General features: G+C 34.7%; 15 protein-coding genes. All 15 read left to right on the top strand.

Features of this window, described 5'->3' with window-relative positions:
• The first annotated feature begins 30 nt into the window (after nucleotides 1-30).
• The 15 genes from ilvD to argH all read left to right on the top strand — a co-directional run bounded on the left by ilvD (nucleotide 31) and on the right by argH (nucleotide 18,522).
• Nucleotides 31-1,710, top strand: coding sequence for a dihydroxy-acid dehydratase (gene ilvD, locus GN138_RS10260; RefSeq protein ID WP_157363762.1), 1,680 nt, complete (start codon nucleotides 31-33; stop codon nucleotides 1,708-1,710).
• 85 nt (nucleotides 1,711-1,795) lie between these two features.
• Nucleotides 1,796-3,532: a biosynthetic-type acetolactate synthase large subunit gene (gene ilvB / locus GN138_RS10255; protein WP_157363761.1), complete on the top strand. Its 1,737-nt coding sequence runs from the start codon at nucleotides 1,796-1,798 to the stop codon at nucleotides 3,530-3,532.
• 102 nt (nucleotides 3,533-3,634) lie between these two features.
• Nucleotides 3,635-4,165: an acetolactate synthase small subunit gene (gene ilvN / locus GN138_RS10250; RefSeq protein ID WP_157363759.1), complete on the top strand. Its 531-nt coding sequence runs from the start codon at nucleotides 3,635-3,637 to the stop codon at nucleotides 4,163-4,165.
• Between the two features lie 144 nt (nucleotides 4,166-4,309).
• Entirely contained in the window at nucleotides 4,310-5,812 is a 1,503-nt protein-coding gene (gene ilvC / locus GN138_RS10245; RefSeq protein ID WP_157363757.1) for a ketol-acid reductoisomerase, read from the top strand.
• An 80-nt stretch (nucleotides 5,813-5,892) separates the two neighbouring features.
• Complete coding sequence (ilvA, locus tag GN138_RS10240; protein ID WP_157363755.1) at nucleotides 5,893-7,161, top strand: threonine ammonia-lyase IlvA; 1,269 nt, start codon at nucleotides 5,893-5,895, stop codon at nucleotides 7,159-7,161.
• A 67-nt stretch (nucleotides 7,162-7,228) separates the two neighbouring features.
• Nucleotides 7,229-8,827: an NADP-dependent glyceraldehyde-3-phosphate dehydrogenase gene (locus GN138_RS10235; RefSeq protein ID WP_157363753.1), complete on the top strand. Its 1,599-nt coding sequence runs from the start codon at nucleotides 7,229-7,231 to the stop codon at nucleotides 8,825-8,827.
• A 421-nt stretch (nucleotides 8,828-9,248) separates the two neighbouring features.
• Nucleotides 9,249-9,878 carry a GNAT family N-acetyltransferase gene (locus GN138_RS10230; RefSeq protein ID WP_157363751.1) on the top strand — a complete coding sequence of 210 codons (630 nt, stop codon included), beginning with the start codon at nucleotides 9,249-9,251 and terminating at the stop codon, nucleotides 9,876-9,878.
• Nucleotides 9,871-11,052, top strand: a complete 1,182-nt coding sequence (locus GN138_RS10225) for an argininosuccinate synthase (RefSeq protein ID WP_157363749.1) — start codon at nucleotides 9,871-9,873, stop codon at nucleotides 11,050-11,052. The genes GN138_RS10230 and GN138_RS10225 overlap by 8 nt, the downstream gene beginning before the upstream one ends.
• An 87-nt stretch (nucleotides 11,053-11,139) precedes the next feature.
• The gene (argC, locus tag GN138_RS10220; RefSeq protein ID WP_157363747.1) at nucleotides 11,140-12,123 is read left to right on the top strand and encodes an N-acetyl-gamma-glutamyl-phosphate reductase; all 984 of its coding nucleotides are present in this window, start codon (nucleotides 11,140-11,142) and stop codon (nucleotides 12,121-12,123) included.
• Between the two features lie 117 nt (nucleotides 12,124-12,240).
• Nucleotides 12,241-13,041, top strand: a complete 801-nt coding sequence (gene proC / locus GN138_RS10215) for a pyrroline-5-carboxylate reductase (protein WP_157363745.1) — start codon at nucleotides 12,241-12,243, stop codon at nucleotides 13,039-13,041.
• Nucleotides 13,038-14,165, top strand: coding sequence for an aspartate aminotransferase family protein (locus tag GN138_RS10210; protein ID WP_157363742.1), 1,128 nt, complete (start codon nucleotides 13,038-13,040; stop codon nucleotides 14,163-14,165). Before proC ends, GN138_RS10210 begins: the two co-directional genes overlap by 4 nt.
• A gap of 32 nt (nucleotides 14,166-14,197) precedes the next feature.
• Nucleotides 14,198-15,133, top strand: a complete 936-nt coding sequence (locus tag GN138_RS10205; RefSeq protein WP_157363740.1) for a Rossmann-fold NAD(P)-binding domain-containing protein — start codon at nucleotides 14,198-14,200, stop codon at nucleotides 15,131-15,133.
• 91 nt (nucleotides 15,134-15,224) lie between these two features.
• On the top strand, nucleotides 15,225-16,001 hold the full coding sequence (gene argB / locus GN138_RS10200; RefSeq protein ID WP_157363738.1) for an acetylglutamate kinase: 777 nt from the start codon (nucleotides 15,225-15,227) through the stop codon (nucleotides 15,999-16,001).
• Nucleotides 15,998-17,059, top strand: coding sequence for a M20 family metallo-hydrolase (locus tag GN138_RS10195; protein WP_157363736.1), 1,062 nt, complete (start codon nucleotides 15,998-16,000; stop codon nucleotides 17,057-17,059). Before argB ends, GN138_RS10195 begins: the two co-directional genes overlap by 4 nt.
• Before the next feature lie 188 nt (nucleotides 17,060-17,247).
• Nucleotides 17,248-18,522 carry an argininosuccinate lyase gene (gene argH, locus GN138_RS10190; RefSeq protein WP_157363735.1) on the top strand — a complete coding sequence of 425 codons (1,275 nt, stop codon included), beginning with the start codon at nucleotides 17,248-17,250 and terminating at the stop codon, nucleotides 18,520-18,522.
• Nucleotides 18,523-18,558: the final 36 nt, after the last annotated feature.

The following is an 18,558-nucleotide window of genomic DNA, read 5'->3' as shown; positions in this document are numbered from 1 at the left end:
TTTGCAAATAAAATTTGCCTAAATAAAACTATGAGTCAACTAAATAAATACAGTAAAACAGTAACCCAAGATCCTACTCAACCAGCAGCACAAGCTATGTTGCATGCCATTGGATTAACAAAAGAAGATTTCTTTAAACCAATTGTTGGTATTGCAAGTACAGGTTACGAAGGCAACCCTTGTAACATGCACCTTAATGATTTAGCCAAATTGGTTAAAGAAGGCACAAAAAACGAAGACGTAGTCGGTTTAATTTTTAACACCATCGGTGTTAGTGATGGTATTTCTATGGGAACACCAGGAATGCGTTACTCCTTACCTTCACGAGATATTATTGCAGATTCTATGGAAACTGTAGTGCAAGCGATGAGCTACGATGGGCTAGTTACGGTTGTTGGATGCGACAAAAATATGCCTGGCGCTTTAATGGCAATGATTCGTTTAAACAGACCTTCAATTTTAGTTTATGGCGGCACTATAGATTCTGGTTGTCATAACGGAAAAAAGTTAGACGTTGTATCTGCCTTTGAAGCTTGGGGAAGTAAAGTTGCTGGAACTATGGACGAAGGCGAATACCAAAATATAGTTGAAAAAGCATGTCCTGGTGCTGGTGCTTGCGGTGGAATGTATACTGCAAACACAATGGCATCTGCGATTGAAGCTCTTGGGATGACATTGCCTTTCAACTCTTCTAATCCTGCATTAAGTGATGCAAAAAAAGAAGAATCTGTTAAAGCTGGTGAAGCACTACGAACTTTATTAGAAAAAGACATTAAACCTTCAGATATAATTACAAGAAAATCTCTTGAAAATGCCGTAAGATTAGTTACTATCCTAGGAGGTTCTACAAACGCTGTATTACATTTTTTAGCTATTGCAAGAGCTGCTCAAATAGATTTTACACTGAAAGATTTTCAAGATATAAGTGACAATACGCCATTTTTAGCCGATTTAAAACCAAGCGGTAAATATTTAATGGAAGATGTACATGCTGTTGGAGGCATACCTGCAGTACTAAAATATCTTTTGAAAAAAGGCTTAATTCATGGTGATTGTTTAACCGTTACAGGAAAAACTATTGCAGAAAATTTATTAGATGTACCAGATTTAACCAAAGGTCAAGATGTAATAAAACCTATTGAAAAACCTATTAAAATTTCAGGACACTTAAGAATGCTTTATGGCAATTTAGCTTCAGAAGGAAGTGTTGCAAAAATAACCGGTAAAGAAGGCTTAAGTTTTAGAGGAAAAGCTAAAGTTTTCGAAGGAGAATACGCAGCTAACGATGGTATTAGAGATGGTTTAGTAGAAAAAGGAGACGTTGTTGTCATTAGGTATGAAGGCCCAAAAGGCGGCCCTGGAATGCCAGAAATGTTAAAACCAACCGCCGCAATTATGGGAGCCGGTTTAGGTAAAGACGTTGCTTTAATTACAGATGGAAGATTCTCTGGTGGAACTCACGGTTTTGTTGTAGGCCACATTACACCTGAAGCTCAAGAAGGTGGAACAATAGCCGTAGTTAAAGATGGTGATATTATTACCATTGATGCAGAAACCAATTCCATTTCTCTTGAAGTTTCTGAAACAGAATTACAAAAAAGACGTCTAAAATGGAAAGCACCAGAATTAAAGTTTGAACGTGGTGTCTTATACAAATATGCAAAAACAGTATCATCAGCATCTAAAGGATGTGTAACTGATGAATTCTAAATACGTTAGAATTATTACAATAAACTATCCTTAAAAAACAGTATAAATTCTGTAATAAATTAATAGGATCTCAAAAACAAATGAGATGAAAGAAACTCAAACTATAAACAACAATTCTAAAAGCACTGAAACTACAGAACGAATTTCTGGTAGTGAGGCAGTTATTAAGTGCTTATTAGCTGAAGGCGTTTCAACCCTCTATGGATATCCAGGAGGCGCAATAATGCCTGTATATGATGAATTATACAAATATCAAGATAAAATTCATCATGTATTAACGCGTCATGAACAAGGTGCTGCCCACGCAGCCCAAGGTTATGCAAGAATTTCCGGAAAAGTTGGTGTTGCCATGGCAACATCAGGACCAGGCGCTACTAATTTAATAACTGGTATTGCAGATGCTCAAATTGACTCTACGCCTTTAGTCTGCATTACTGGTCAAGTAGGATCTCATTTATTAGGTAGTGATGCTTTTCAAGAAACGGATATTGTAGGTATTTCTACACCTGTCACTAAATGGAATTGCCAAATTACAGAAGCATCTCAGATTCCTGGTGCTATTGCTAAAGCATTTTACATTGCAAGAAGTGGAAGACCAGGACCTGTTTTAATTGACATTACTAAAAATGCTCAATTTGAAGAATTCGATTTTAAATACGAAAAATGTAAAGGGGTTAGAAGTTACAAACCGGTACCAAAAACTGATGAAACTGCACTAAAAGCTGCAGCAGAACTAATTAATAGCGCAAAAAAACCATTAATAGTTTGGGGACAAGGTGTCATTTTAGGTAAAGCTGAAGAAGAATTTAAAGCGGTTATTGAAAAAACAGGAATTCCTTCTGCCTGGACCATATTAGGTGCTTCCGCAATACCAACTTCACATCCGCTTAATGTAGGAATGGTTGGTATGCATGGAAACTATGCTCCAAATATTTTAACGAATCAATGTGATGTTTTAATTGCTATAGGTATGCGATTCGATGATCGGGTAACAGGTAACTTAGAAACTTATGCAAAGCAGGCTAAAATTATTCATTTTGAAATTGATCCTGCTGAAATTGATAAAAATGTAAAAACGCATATTGCTGTTCTTGGCGACTCTAAAGACAGTTTAAAAAAATTGTTGCCTTTACTTAAATCAAATTCTCATGCAGATTGGCATCAAAAATTTAAAGATTTATACCAAATAGAATACAATAAAGTTATAAAAAATGACTTACATCCCACAAAGGATGGCTTAACTATGGGCGAAGTGTTAAAAGAAATCAACATTCAAACAGAAGGAAAAGCCGCTATAGTTAGCGATGTTGGTCAGCACCAAATGATAGCATGCCGTTACGCAGAATTCAATATTTCTAAAAGCAACATCACCTCTGGTGGCTTAGGAACCATGGGCTTTGCATTACCTGCTGCAATTGGGGCAAAAATGGCAGCACCAGACCGCGAAGTTATTATGATTGCTGGTGATGGTGGCTATCAAATGAACATACAAGAATTAGCAACCATTTTTCAACAAAAAGTACCCGTAAAAATTGTAGTCTTAAACAATGAATTCCTCGGCATGGTACGTCAGTGGCAACAATTGTTTTTTGATAAACGTTACGCCTCAACAGAAATGGTTAATCCAGACTTTGTAACCATTGCAAAAGGGTATCATATTGATGCTAAAAAAGTATCAAATAGACAAAATTTAAAAGTAGCTATTAAAGAAATGATAGAATGTGAAGGTCCTTATTTCTTAGAAGTAAGAGTAGAAAAGGAAGACAACGTTTTTCCAATGATACCTACAGGAGCTAGCGTATCTGATATAAGATTAGAATAAAATAAGAACAAAGAAACTAGAATAGAAAACAAAGATTTCAAAATTCTTAATGACTGTAAAAGCCTATTTTCTATTATCTTTTTTCTATTATCTTTTAAAAGAATGAGTACAGAGAACAAACAATTTACCGTTTCAGTATATACGGAAAACAACATAGGATTATTAAACAGAATCTCAGCAATATTTCAAAGAAGACATATTAATATTGAGAGTCTAAACACATCACCATCTGAAATAGAGAGTGTCTCTAGATTTACTATTGTAGTAAATATTACAGAATCTCAAATGAAAAAAATTATTGGTCAAATTGAAAAGCAGGTTGAAGTCATAAAAGCTTTTTATCACACCGAAGATGAAATCATTTATCAAGAATCGTGTTTATTTAAAATAAAATCAGAATTATTATTTGATGAACGTCAAATTCAAAATATAATTAAAGATAGTAATGCCAGAATTGTCACAGTAAACAAACAATTCTTTGTTCTTGAAAAATCAGGACGAAAAGAAGAAATAGATTTACTCTACAGAGAATTAAATGTTTTTGGAATAATGCAATTTACACGTTCTGGACGAGTAGCTGTAACTAAAGACGAAATGAAAATTTCAACATTACTAAAAGCATTTCAAGAATAAGATTTTAGAAACAATAATATAGAGGTTAGACTCTAGACTAAACAATAATTAAATGGAATAGATAAAATGAAATATTGAGATTTTTGCTGTTAATAAGCAGTCTATTCTCTTATTTCTAACTTCTATTTTCTAAACAAAAAAACAATGTCAAATTATTTTAACACATTACCATTAAGAGAACAATTAGAGCAATTAGGAAAGTGTCGTTTTATGGACGCTTCAGAATTTGAAGATGGTGTAGACGCTTTAAAAGGAAAGAAAATCGTAATCGTAGGTTGTGGCGCCCAAGGTCTAAACCAGGGTTTAAATATGAGAGATTCTGGCTTAGATATTTCTTATGCACTACGTCAGGCCGCAATTGACCAACAACGAGAATCTTACAAAAACGCAACATCTAACGGATTTACAGTTGGTACCTACGAAGAGTTAATACCAACTGCAGATTTAGTGTTAAACTTAACACCAGACAAGCAGCACACCAACGTGGTAAATACAGTAATGCCTTTAATGAAAAAAGGTGCTACTTTAAGCTATTCTCATGGTTTCAATATTGTTGAAGAAGGTACACAAATCCGAGAGGATTTAACCGTAATTATGGTAGCGCCAAAATGTCCAGGTAGCGAAGTTCGAGAAGAGTACAAACGTGGATTTGGTGTACCAACACTTACGGCCGTACACCCAGAAAATGACCCAGAAGGAAAAGGTTGGGCTCAAGCTAAAGCCTATGCTGTAGCTACAGGTGGACACAGAGCTGGTGTCTTAGAATCATCCTTTGTGGCTGAAGTTAAATCTGATTTAATGGGTGAGCAAACCATTCTTTGTGGACTTTTACAAACAGGTGCAATTTTATCTTTTGATAAAATGGTTGAAGAAGGTATTGAGCCAGGTTATGCTGGAAAATTAATTCAGTTTGGTTGGGAAACCATTACAGAAGCTTTAAAGCATGGTGGCATTACTAATATGATGGATCGTTTATCTAATCCTGCTAAAATTAAAGCGTACCAATTATCAGAGGAATTAAAAGACATTATGCGCCCTTTATTTGAAAAGCATATGGACGATATTATTTCTGGTCATTTTTCTAAAACAATGATGGAAGACTGGGCTAATGATGATGTTAATTTATTAACCTGGAGAGCTGCAACAGGAGAAACTGCTTTTGAAAAAACAGCTTTAACTACAGACCATATCTCAGAACAAGAATATTTTGATAATGGTGTTTTATTAGTAGCCTTTGTTAAATCTGGTGTAGAATTAGCTTTTGAAACCATGGTTGCCGCAGGTATTATTGAAGATTCTGCATACTACGAATCTTTACATGAACTACCATTAATAGCTAATACAATAGCAAGAAAGAAGTTATTTGAAATGAACAGAGTTATTTCAGATACAGCAGAATATGGTTGCTATTTATTTGACCATGCATGCAAACCGTTGCTAACAGATTTTATGAAAACCGTAGACACCACAATTATCGGTAAACCGTATTCAACTACAAATAGCGTTGATAATGTAGAGTTAATTGCAGTGAATGACGCTATACGAAATCACCCAATTGAGGCTGTTGGTCAAAAACTACGTGCTGCAATGACTGCAATGAAAGTTATAAAGTCTGATATAAAAACAGAAGAAAAAATATTAGCTTAAATAAATACTACCAAGATTTATGAGTTATGTATTTAATCTTAAATCTTGGTAGTTAAAATAGTGCAACGTTGCTACATTAAATGAAAGAAGCCACAACCATATATAAACCATCACTAAAAAACATTGAAGCTGCGGCTAAAAGACTTAATGGAATTGCCTCTGTAACACCATTAATTAAAAACACGCAATATTCTAGGCAATTTGGTGCAAATGTATTTTTTAAAAGAGAAGATTTACAAGAAGTCCGTTCTTATAAAATCCGTGGAGCATACAACAAAATATCTTCTTTAACAGAACCTCAAAAAGCAAACGAAATCGTTTGTGCAAGTGCTGGGAACCATGCACAAGGTGTAGCAATTTCATGTAAATTATTAAAAATAAAAGGCACCATTTTTATGCCTTCACCAACGCCAAACCAAAAAATAGAACAAGTAAAAATGTTTGGTGAAGCTTATATAGATGTTGTTTTAGTTGGTGACACCTTTGACGATGCTTATCACGCTGCTATAGAAGAATGTAACCGTTTAAACAAAACATTCATTCATCCATTTAACGACGAAAAAGTTATTGAAGGACAAGCAACAGTTGGTCTAGAAATTATAGACCAAACTAAAGTACACCCAATCCACTACATCTTTGTACCAATTGGAGGTGGTGGACTATCAGCAGGTTTATCCTCAGTTTTTAAAATTTTATCACCTCAAACAAAAATTATTGGAGTAGAACCCAAGGGCGCACCTTCCATGCTCACTTCAATAAAAAATAATAAAAATACTGAATTAACTGCAATTGAAAATTTTGTAGACGGCGCAGCCGTTAAGCGTGTTGGTGATTTAAATTTTGCTATTTGTAAAGAAAATTTACACGATGTAGTACTTGTGGATGAAGGTAAAATTTGCCAAACCATCTTAGAATTATACAATAAAGACGCCATTGTTGTAGAACCAGCTGGTGCCTTAAGCGTTTCTGCACTAGAACAATTTTCTGAAGAAATAAAGGGCAAAAATGTAGTATGCGTTATAAGCGGAAGCAATAATGATATTACAAGAACACCAGAAATTAAAGAACGTGCTCTATTATACGCTAATCTAAAACATTATTTTATTATAAAATTTCCACAACGTGCCGGTGCATTACGAGAATTTGTAGTAGATATTTTGGGACCAACTGATGATATTACACATTTTGAATACACCAAAAAAGTAAATAGAGAAAATGATGTCGCCGTTGTTGGGTTAGAACTTAAATCACCCTCAGACCTTGAACCATTGATTACTAAAATGAAACAACATAATTTTTTTGGTGATTACTTAAATGATAAGCCAGATTTATTTCAGTTTCTAGTATAGCTTAACATTGATTTAACCGAAGTAATGCGGTATTTTTTGTATTTTTAAGAAACTTAAATAAGTCATTATGTCCTCTACATTTAATGCCATTCCAGAAAAATATCAAATTAATAATTTAGTTGAACAAAACACCTACCTAGTAGAAGGTGCATTAATACCTTGGCGAGGCGAAACTTCAAATGTATATTCAACGATATCATCTGTACCAAGACCAGATTACCAGAAAACCTTATTAGGTACAATCCCTACACTTGGAAAAAAAGAAGCCATAAGAGCTCTAGATTCAGCGGTATCAGCATACAATAAAGGACAAGGGTTATGGCCCACAATGAAAGTTGTAGACCGAATTGCTTGCATGGAAAAGTTTGTAGAACAAATGAAAACCAAGCGCTCTGAAGTTGTAAAATTATTAATGTGGGAAATTGGCAAAACGCTTCCTGATTCTCAAAAGGAATTTGACAGAACCGTTGAATATATTTACGATACCATTGAAGATTATAAACAAATGGACCGAAACAGCGCCAAATTCGAAAAACACGATGGCGTACATGCACACATTAGAAGAGGCCCTTTAGGTGTTGTACTCTGCTTAGGGCCTTACAATTATCCTTTAAATGAAACATTTGCACTGCTCATTCCGGCATTAATCATGGGAAACACCGCTATTTTTAAACCCGCAAAACATGGTGTTCTCCTAATTTCGCCATTGCTAGAAGCATTCAGAGATAGCTTTCCAAAAGGTGTGGTAAATATTATTTATGGACGTGGCAGAACAGTTGCTGCACCAATAATGCAAACTGGTAAAATAGATGTTTTAGCATTAATAGGAAACAGTAAGTCTGCCAACGCTTTACAAACGCAACATCCTAAAAGCAACAGACTACGTCTGGTTTTAGGATTAGAAGCTAAGAATCCTGCCATAGTCTTACCAGATGCAGATTTAGATTTGGCCATAGACGAATGTATTGCCGGCACTACTTCATTTAACGGCCAACGTTGTACAGCCTTAAAGGTTTTGTACGTACATGAAGCAATTGTAGAAGAATTCAATAAACGTTTTTCGGCTAAAGTAGATGCGCTTAAATTTGGAAATCCTTGGGAAGAAGGCGTAAAACTTACACCATTGCCAGAACCAGACAAGCCACTGTACATTCAAGGTTTAATTGATGATGCTATTGAGAAAGGCGCTTCAATAATCAATACTAAAGGTGGAGAAACAACAGAAAACTATATTTTTCCTGCCGTTATGTTTCCGGTGACAAAGGAAATGAAAGTCTTTCAAGAAGAGCAGTTTGGACCAATAATTCCTATAGTACCATTCTCAGACATAGAAGAACCTTTAGATGATATGGCAGAATCTAATTACGGACAGCAGGTCAGTTTATTTGGAAGAGATGTAAAAACATTAGCACCTTTAATCGACACTTTAGTAAATTTAGTATGCAGAGTAAACTTAAACAGTTCTTGTCAACGTGGACCTGATGTATATCCATTTACAGGCCGTAAAGATTCGGCCGTAGGAACTTTAAGTGTACACGATGCATTACGCTCATTTTCAATTAGAACTTTTGTAGCTTCCAAAGACAATGACTATAATAATGCTATTCTAAATAACTTATTAGATTCAAAGGCATCAAACTTTGTTAACACAGACTACATCTTATAACCCAAGAATCTTGAATTATAATTGAATTTCAAGCCATTAAAATATCGAATTCGTAAAATTTCATTAAAAATGAAACAAAACGAGTCTTAGTAACCAATTAATTTATAGTTTTGTAGTATGATTTTAACAATAAATAAAAATAGGGTAATTTCACCCACACGCTCAATACTTTCTGAGCGACGTCGCTAATGCTCAAAACCAAGCCAATTAGTAACCTATTTTTATTTAACCACATTGAATACACCTTTACAGATATCGTTTTTTAATCCCGTAGTTATTTCACCAAATAACAATGTATTGGTACGCCGTGAATTTCTGCGTCGCCCGTAAGGGTATTCTATTTCTCATGGAACTAAAGGTGAGTCCAGTTCCGATTTCAAACCGCAAAACATAAAATTTTATAATTTAAAACTCAATTACAATGAAAATTGTCATTGCTGATAAATCACATAGCATATACGCAGAAACGATATGCAACACTATTGCAGATGCCGCGCAAGTAAGAGGTACTGGTATCGCTAAGCGTAAACCAGAATACATCATTACCAAAATGGAAAACGGCAATGCTGTTATTGCTTTAGATGGTGATAAATTCGCTGGATTCTGCTATATAGAAGCATGGAGCCATGGTAAATTTGTGGCCAATTCGGGCTTAATTGTTCACCCAGATTTTAGAAATCTCGGTCTTGCCAAAAAGATTAAGAAAGTCATTTTTGAACATTCTAGAACTAAATTCCCAGACGCTAAAGTTTTTAGTATCACCACAGGTTTAGCGGTTATGAAAATGAATAGCGAACTCGGCTATAAACCTGTGACGTTTTCAGAATTAACTGATGACCAATCCTTCTGGAAAGGTTGCCAAACCTGTAAAAACTTCGATGTTTTAACAAGAACAGAACAAAAAATGTGCCTATGTACAGGTATGCTCTACGACCCTAAAAAAACAGAAGAATCAAAACCAAAAGAACACAATTACGATAAAAAAGCTTGGACAAGGTTGAAAAATTTAAAACAATCTATGTTCTTAAAAAAAGATAAAACAAATGAGTAAGAAATTAGTTATAGCATACAGTGGTGGATTAGATACATCCTATTGCGCAGTAAGTTTAAGTAAAGCAGGTTACGACGTGCATGCTGTAAGTGTCAATACTGGAGGATTTTCTCAGGAAGAAATTGCCACTATTGAGCAAAACGCATATAAAATGGGAGTGTCTACTTATAAGAATATTGATGCCATTGCTTCGTATTATGATAAAGTAATTAAATATTTAATCTTTGGAAATGTATTGAAGAATAATACCTATCCCCTTTCAGTGAGTGCAGAACGTATTATTCAGGCCATTGAAATTATTGAATATGCAAAAAGTATTAATGCTGAATACATTGCACACGGAAGTACAGGTGCAGGAAACGACCAAGTGCGTTTTGATATGATTTTTCAAACCTTAGCACCAAACATTAAGATTATTACGCCTATTAGAGATGGAAGTTTAAGCCGACAAGAAGAAATTGATTACCTAAAAGACAACGGCATCGACATGTCTTGGGAAAAAGCTAAATATTCGGTAAACAAAGGACTTTGGGGAACTAGTGTTGGTGGTTCTGAAACCTTGACTTCTGAAAAACCTTTGCCAGAATCTGCATTTCCTTCGCAATTAAAACATACCGAACCAGAAAAAGTAGTGCTTTCCTTTTCTAAAGGGGAATTAGTAGCAATAAATGGAGAAGAAAATAGTCCTGAAATTAATATTGAAGTGCTAAACACGCTCGCTTCAGCTTATGCCATTGGAAGAGATATTCATGTTGGAGATACTATTGTTGGTATCAAAGGACGCGTTGGTTTTGAAGCTGCTGCTGCTTTAATTATAATAAAAGCACATCATCTATTAGAAAAGCACACACTAACCAAATGGCAATTACAACACAAAGATTACATGTCCAATTTCTACGGAATGCATCTGCATGAAGGTCAATATTTAGACCCAGTAATGCGCGATATGGAAGCTTTTTTACAAAGTAGTCAAGACAAAGTAACAGGCGATGTTTTTGTAAACTTGAAGCCTTATCATTTTGATTTAGATGGCATTTCTTCTAAACACGATTTAATGAGTGCTAAATTCGGAAGTTACGGTGAAGAAAATAAAGGCTGGACAGCAGATGAAGCTAAAGGCTTCATTAAAATAGTTGGTAACCAAAATAAGATTTATCAGCAGGTGAATAATTAGTCATTTCGTGACCTTGCAGGTTTTTAAAACCTAGCAGGTCTAAACAAATTATAATCAAAAAAGATAACCGTTTTCACGGTCATTAAGATGAAAAAATTAGAAATAGGAATTATTGGAGGCGCAGGATACACAGCAGGTGAGTTAATTAGATTATTAATTAACCATCCTAAAACGAACCTCAATTTCATTTACAGTACCTCTAATGCAGGAAACAAAATTCATAAAATCCATCAAGATTTAATTGGTTCTACGGACTTAGAATTTACGAGCAGCATCAATTCAGAAGTCGATGTCTTATTCTTGTGTTTAGGTCATGGAAATTCTACGGCTTTTCTTGAAAAAAACTCATTTTCAGACCACACTAAAATCATCGATTTAAGTAATGATTTCAGATTAGTAGCTGATAAAAATTTTGAAGGAAAAGAATTCGTTTACGGCTTACCAGAATTGAATAAAGATGCTATAAAACAGGCGAATTATATTGCCAATCCTGGTTGTTTTGCTACAGCCATTCAACTAGCGTTATTACCATTAGCAAAAGCTGAAGTTTTACAAAACGATATACATATCAATGCTGTTACTGGTGCCACAGGTGCAGGAACATCGCTATCTAAAACCACTCATTTTACGTGGAGAGATAATAATTTTTCGCATTACAAAGCATTTACACATCAGCATTTAGGAGAAATTAATCAAACGGTTAACCAATTGCAATCTGGTTTTAATTCTGATATCAACTTTATGCCAAATCGTGGTAATTTCTCAAGAGGCATTTTTGCTACGCTTTACACTAAATTTGAAGGCACATTAGAAGACGCCAAACAATTATATAAGGCTTATTATAAAGATGCCATTTTCACAATTATTTCGGATGAAGACATTCATTTAAAACAAGCTGTGAATACTAATAAATGTATCCTTCATTTACACAAACATGAAGACAAATTACTAGTAACAAGCATCATTGATAATTTACTGAAAGGTGCCTCAGGACAAGCCATACAAAACATGAATTTAATGCATGGTTTTATAGAAACCGAAGGTTTACAATTAAAAGCAAATTATTTTTAAACTTCTGTCATTCTTGCGAAAGCAGTAATAACTAAAAAGTAGAAACATAAACCAAGCATCATTATTGAGTTTAAGTGCATACAAAACACTATCAACCATACACTAATTACTAAAAAGATGAAAATAGCAATCATAGGAACAGGAAACTTAGGAAAGTCCATTGCAAAAGGGCTCATCACTAACAACGCCATAACCACATTGTATTTAACCAAACGTAACTTGGACGATATTCAAGATTTAGAAGGGTATAAAAACGTGCATTTAACCACAGATAATATTGAAGCCGTAAAACAATCCGATATTCTAATATTCGCTATACAACCCAGACATTTTGAAACCATTTTAAACGATATTAAACCGTATTTAACAGAAAAACACGTTTTAATTTCGACCATAACCGGATTCCTTATTCCTAAAATTGAAGCTATTGTTGGTACAGACCAATTCATCATTAGAGCTATGCCAAATACAGCCATTGCGGTTGGTAAATCTATGACTTGCATGTGTAGCAATGAAAAAGGTACAAAACGCCTTAAAATTGCCGAAGCGATTTTTGACAGATTAGGACATACATTAGCTATTCCTGAATCACAAATGCAAGCGGCAACTGTGGTTTGCGCTAGCGGAATTGCATTTTGGATGCGACTCATCAGAGCAACAACACAAGCTGCCATTCAGTTAGGTTTTGATGCTAAAGAAGCCCAAGAACTAGCCATGTACACCAGTGAAGGTGCAGCAAGTTTATTAATTACAAATGGTAATCATCCAGAGGAAGAAATTGATAGAGTAACCACACCAAAAGGTTGTACTATTGAAGGACTCAACGAAATGGAACACAAAGGACTGAGCTCTTCTCTTATACAAGGTATGGTAGCTTCATTTAATAAGATTAATAACATTAAAAAAGAGCAGATATGAGTTTATTTAATGTTTACCCACTTTTCGACATTACACCAGTAAGCGCAAAAGACATTTACGTTTACGATGATAAAAATGTTGAATATTTAGACCTTTACGGAGGACATGCTGTGATTTCAATCGGACATTCACATCCAAAATATGTTGCTGCTATTTCTAATCAAGTCAGCAAACTTGGTTTTTATAGTAATGCTATTCAAAACCCAATGCAAGTTGAATTAGCGGATAAGCTTGAAGCCTTATCTGGCTGTAAAGATTACCAGTTATTTTTATGTAATTCTGGTGCAGAAGCCAACGAGAATGCTTTAAAACTAGCATCGTTTCATAATGGTAAAAGCAAAGTGTTGGCCTTTAAAAATTCGTTTCATGGTAGAACGTCCGCTGCTGTTGCTGCAACCGACAATCCTAAAATTGTGGCACCTATAAACGCACAACAAGAAGTTGATTTCGTAGAATTAGGCGATTTAGAAGCTGTTGAAACTATCTTAAAACAAAACCAAACTTGTGCTGTTATCGTTGAATTTATCCAAGGTGTTGGTGGTTTAGACCAAAGTACAACGGAATTCTACCAAGGTTTAGACAAACTTTGTAAACAATATAATACCGCTTTAATTGCTGATGAAGTACAATCTGGATTTGGAAGAACTGGCGACTTTTTTGCTTTTCAAAAACACAACATATCACCAGATATTATTTCTATAGCCAAAGGCATGGGCAATGGATTTCCGGTTGGCGGCATTTTAATTCATCCAAATATTAAAGCATCTTTTGGCTTATTAGGTACAACCTTTGGCGGTAATCATTTGGCATGTGCAGCTACACGTTCTGTTTTAGAAGTTTTGGAAGAAGAAAAGTTAATGGAAAATGCTAAAATAATTTCAGACTATTTTCAAGAAAAAGCAAAGTCTTTACCACATTTAAAATCGATTAAAGGACGCGGATTAATGTTAGGTTTAGAATTTGATTTTCCAATTTCAGACTTACGGAAGAAGTTAATTTTTGACCACCATATTTTTACAGGAAGTGCTAAAAATCCTAACTTATTAAGGATTCTTCCACCTTTAACCATTCAGAAAAAGCATATTGACGTATTTTTTGAAGCTTTAGAAAAAGAATTAGTTTAATTAAACAGTTACCCACTTTCGTGGGCACAAAGATGAAAAACTACACCAAAATAAAAGATATTTCCAACCTTTCTGAAACTATTAAGGATGCCATTTTATTAAAGATGAACCCATTTGAATTTCAAGATTTAGGAAAACACAAAACCTTAGTAATGCTCTTTTTTAATTCGAGTTTAAGAACACGATTAAGTACCGAAAAAGCTGCAAAAAACTTAGGTATGGAAGTGATGATTTTAAACATCAACGATGCTTGGAATTTAGAATTTGAAGATAGCACCATAATGAATATGGATAAATCTGAACACATCAAGGAGGCAGCTCAGGTCATTTCGCAATACGCAGATGTCATTGCTGTGAGGGCTTTTCCAACACTTCAAGATAAAGCAAAAGACGAATCGGAATACATTCTTAATAATTTTAAAAAATATGCAACAGTGCCAATTGTAAACATGGAAAGTGCAACGGCCCATCCATTACAAGCTTTGGCTGATGCTATAACCATAACTGAACTTACAGAGAAAGCAAAACCAAAAGTAGTACTGTCTTGGGCACCTCACCCAAAGGCTTTACCGCAAGCGGTTGCCAATTCGTTTGTAGAAATGATGCAAGAGTTAGAAGTAGATTTAACTATTACACATCCTGAAGGTTACGAATTAAGCGAAGAAATCACTAAAGACACACCCATAAATTACAACCAAGAAGACGCTTTAAAAGATGCCGATTTTGTGTACGTAAAAAACTGGAGCAGTTATAACGATTATGGAAAAGTATTAAATCAAGATAACAATTGGATGCTCACTAAAGCTAAATTAGGACATGCAAAATTTATGCATTGCTTACCTGTAAGACGAAATGTAATTGTAGAAGATGCGGTTTTAGACAGCGAACAATCTGTAGTTATTAAACAAGCAAACAATAGAACTTATGCTGCGCAAATAGTGTTGAAGCAGATTTTAGAAAAACTATGATGATAATCCATTGTCATTCCTGCGCAGGCAGGAATCTAAAATTAACATTTGTGGATTCCCGTTTTCACGGGAATGACAAAAAATTAATAATATGAAAACAATAAAAGTCATAAAAATAGGTGGAAACATCATCGATAACGAAGAAGCCTTAGCTGAATTCATCAAAGATTTCGCAACCATATCTGGCCCTAAAGTTTTGGTGCATGGTGGTGGAAAAATAGCCACTAAATTAGCCGAACAAATGAATATTCCAGTAAAAATGCATGAAGGTAGACGTATTACTGACGCAGCGACTTTAGATATTATTACCATGGTTTACGCAGGTAAAATCAACAAAAACATTGTAGCGCAATTACAGGCGCATCATTGCAATGCTATTGGGTTTTCTGGTGCAGATGGCAACACTATTGTTTCAGAAAAACGACCTATTAAAACCATAGATTACGGTTTTGTTGGCGATGTAAAAAAAGTAAACACTGACGCTTTAGAAGTATTACTAAACAATAACATTACGCCTGTATTTTGTGCAATTTCTCATGACGAAAACGGCCAATTACTAAATACCAATGCCGATACGATTGCTTCGGAATTAGCGATTGGCTTATCTACCGTTTTCAACACTGAATTATACTATTGTTTTGAGAAAAATGGTGTGCTTGAAGATGTAGAAAATGAGGATTCCGTTATCGAAAACATCAACATAGAAAGCTACAAAACATTAAAAGAAAACAATATCATTTTCGAAGGCATGCTACCTAAATTAGATAACTGTTTTCACGCTATAAATAAAAACGTTCAAAAAGTTTGTATCGGAAAATCAGAGATGCTTTTCCATACCAACAACAAACATACAACCATCACAAAATGATTGAAAAACTAACAACTGAAGCCATTGCTTTATTAAAGCAACTCATAGAAACACAGTCATTTTCTTCTGAAGAAGATAACACGGCATTGCTCATTGAAAATTGGTTTACAACACACCATATCCCTTTTAAAAGGAATAATCATAATGTTTGGTCTACCAACAAATATTTTGATGACAGCAAGCCAACCTTATTATTAAACTCGCATCACGATACGGTAAAACCTAACAACGGTTACACTAAAGACCCATTTAAAGCCATTGTAGAAGACGGGAAACTTTACGGTTTGGGCAGTAATGATGCAGGTGGATGTTTGGTATCTTTAATTGCAACGTTCACATATTTTTACGATAAAAAAGACCTCAACTACAACTTAGTTATTGTGGCATCTGCTGAAGAAGAAAGCAGTGGTCCAAACGGACTAAATAGTATGTTAAGTATCATCCCAAAAATCGATGTGGCCATTGTTGGCGAACCCACTTTAATGAATTTAGCCATCGCCGAAAAAGGCTTGGTGGTTTTTGATGCTAAAGTAAAAGGAACCGCTAGCCATGCTGCTCACCCAAATAATGATAATTCCATTTACAATACTATTAATGTTTTAAAATGGTTTAAAGAGTATAAATTTGAAAGAAAATCACCAGTTTTAGGCGATGTAAAAATGACCGTTACACAAATTAACGCAGGCAAACAACACAATGCTGTACCAGCAGAAGTGGATTTAGTTATTGATGTACGTGTAAATGACAAATACACCAATCAAGAAATTGCAGATATTTTAACTCAAAAATCGCCATGTTCTAGTATTACTGCTAGAAGTTTACGATTAAATTCATCCTCAATTTCTAGTCATCATGAACTAGTAAAAGCAGGCATTGCATTAGGAAGAGAAACTTACGGTTCGCCAACGCTTTCTGACCAATCTGTTTTAACTTGTCAGTCCTTAAAATTAGGACCAGGAGACAGCACGCGTTCGCATACCGCAGATGAGTTTATTTATTTGGCTGAGATTGAAGAAGGTGTTGATTTGTATATTAAGTTGTTGGAGAAGGTATTGTAAGATGCTGTCATTCCTGCGAAGGCAGGAATCCAAACACAAACTGAAATTTAAAAATAGATTCCTGCCTTCGCAGGAATGACAAAAAAGACGATAGACCTAGCAGGTCTAAGCTAAGAATAAAGAATTAAGTATAATTAAAAAATGAAGGCATCCCGATGGTTTCGGGACTGCCTTCGAAGGAATATATTATGAAACTTTGGGACAAAGGCTTTTCAATAGATAAAAAAATAGAATTATTCACCGTTGGTAACGACCGAGAAATTGACATGCATATTGCAAAATACGATGTGCAAGCCTCTTTAGCGCATGCCATTATGTTAGAAACTATCGGAATTATTAGTTCGGATGAATTAGAACAATTAAAATCAGGATTAAAGGTTTTAGCAGAATCTATTGAAGCTGGCACATTTACTATTGAAGACACCTTTGAAGATGTACATTCTAAAATTGAACACGAGCTTACAAAAACCTTAGGCGATGTCGGAAAAAAAATACACACCGCACGTTCTAGAAACGACCAAGTTTTAGTCGCACTTCAGTTATACTACAAAGAAAACTTACAAATCATAAATGATAAAACGAAGACGTTTTTCGATACACTTTTAGACCTTGCTGAAACACATAAAACAAAACTTTTACCTGGTTATACACATTTACAGGTTGCCATGCCATCCTCTTTCGGATTGTGGTTTTCGGCCTATGGGGAATTATTAATTGATGATGTTTACGTTTTAAATGCTGTATCAAAAATTACCGATCAAAATGTTTTAGGTTCGGCCGCTGGTTACGGAAGTTCATTTCCTATAGATAGAGAAATTACAACAAAAGAATTAGGGTTTTCAACTTTAAAATATAATGTAGTTGCAGCACAATTGAGCCGAGGAAAAAGCGAACGTGCTATTGCGAGTGCCTTAGGTGGTTTGTGTAATACCATGGCACGATTTGCAATGGATATTTGTCTGTATATGAGTCAGAATTTTGGATTTATTACATTTCCAGATGAATTAACCACAGGAAGTAGCATTATGCCACACAAAAAGAATCCTGATGTGTTTGAATTAATTAGAGGTAAGTGCAATAAAATTCAAGCTTTACATTCTGAAATGCTACTCATCACGAATAATCTACCAAGTGGCTACCATAGAGATTTTCAATTATTAAAAGAAAACATTATCAATGCTTTTGAAGATGTAAAAGACATTTTAGACATTTTTACGTATGCCATTCAGCAAATCATTGTAAAAGATATTGACCTTAACGATGAGAAATACCAATACTTATTTACGGTAGATAGCATCAATAATTTGGTAGTTGATGGTATGAGTTTTAGAGAAGCCTATCAAAAAATTGGTAGCCAAGTACAAGACGGAACGTATCAACCCGATTTAGGAAAAGAACATTCGCATATTGGAAGTATTCATAATTTATGTTTGGATAAAATCAATAAGAAATATCCAAAATAAGAGACTAAAGCAACAAATAATTTAAACGTTAAGAGT

This window comes from Winogradskyella endarachnes, assembly GCF_009741275.1.
Classification (GTDB): domain Bacteria; phylum Bacteroidota; class Bacteroidia; order Flavobacteriales; family Flavobacteriaceae; genus Winogradskyella; species Winogradskyella endarachnes.
The sequence above is the reverse complement of the archived record's forward strand: the minus strand, read 5'-3'. Positions and strand labels throughout refer to the sequence as shown.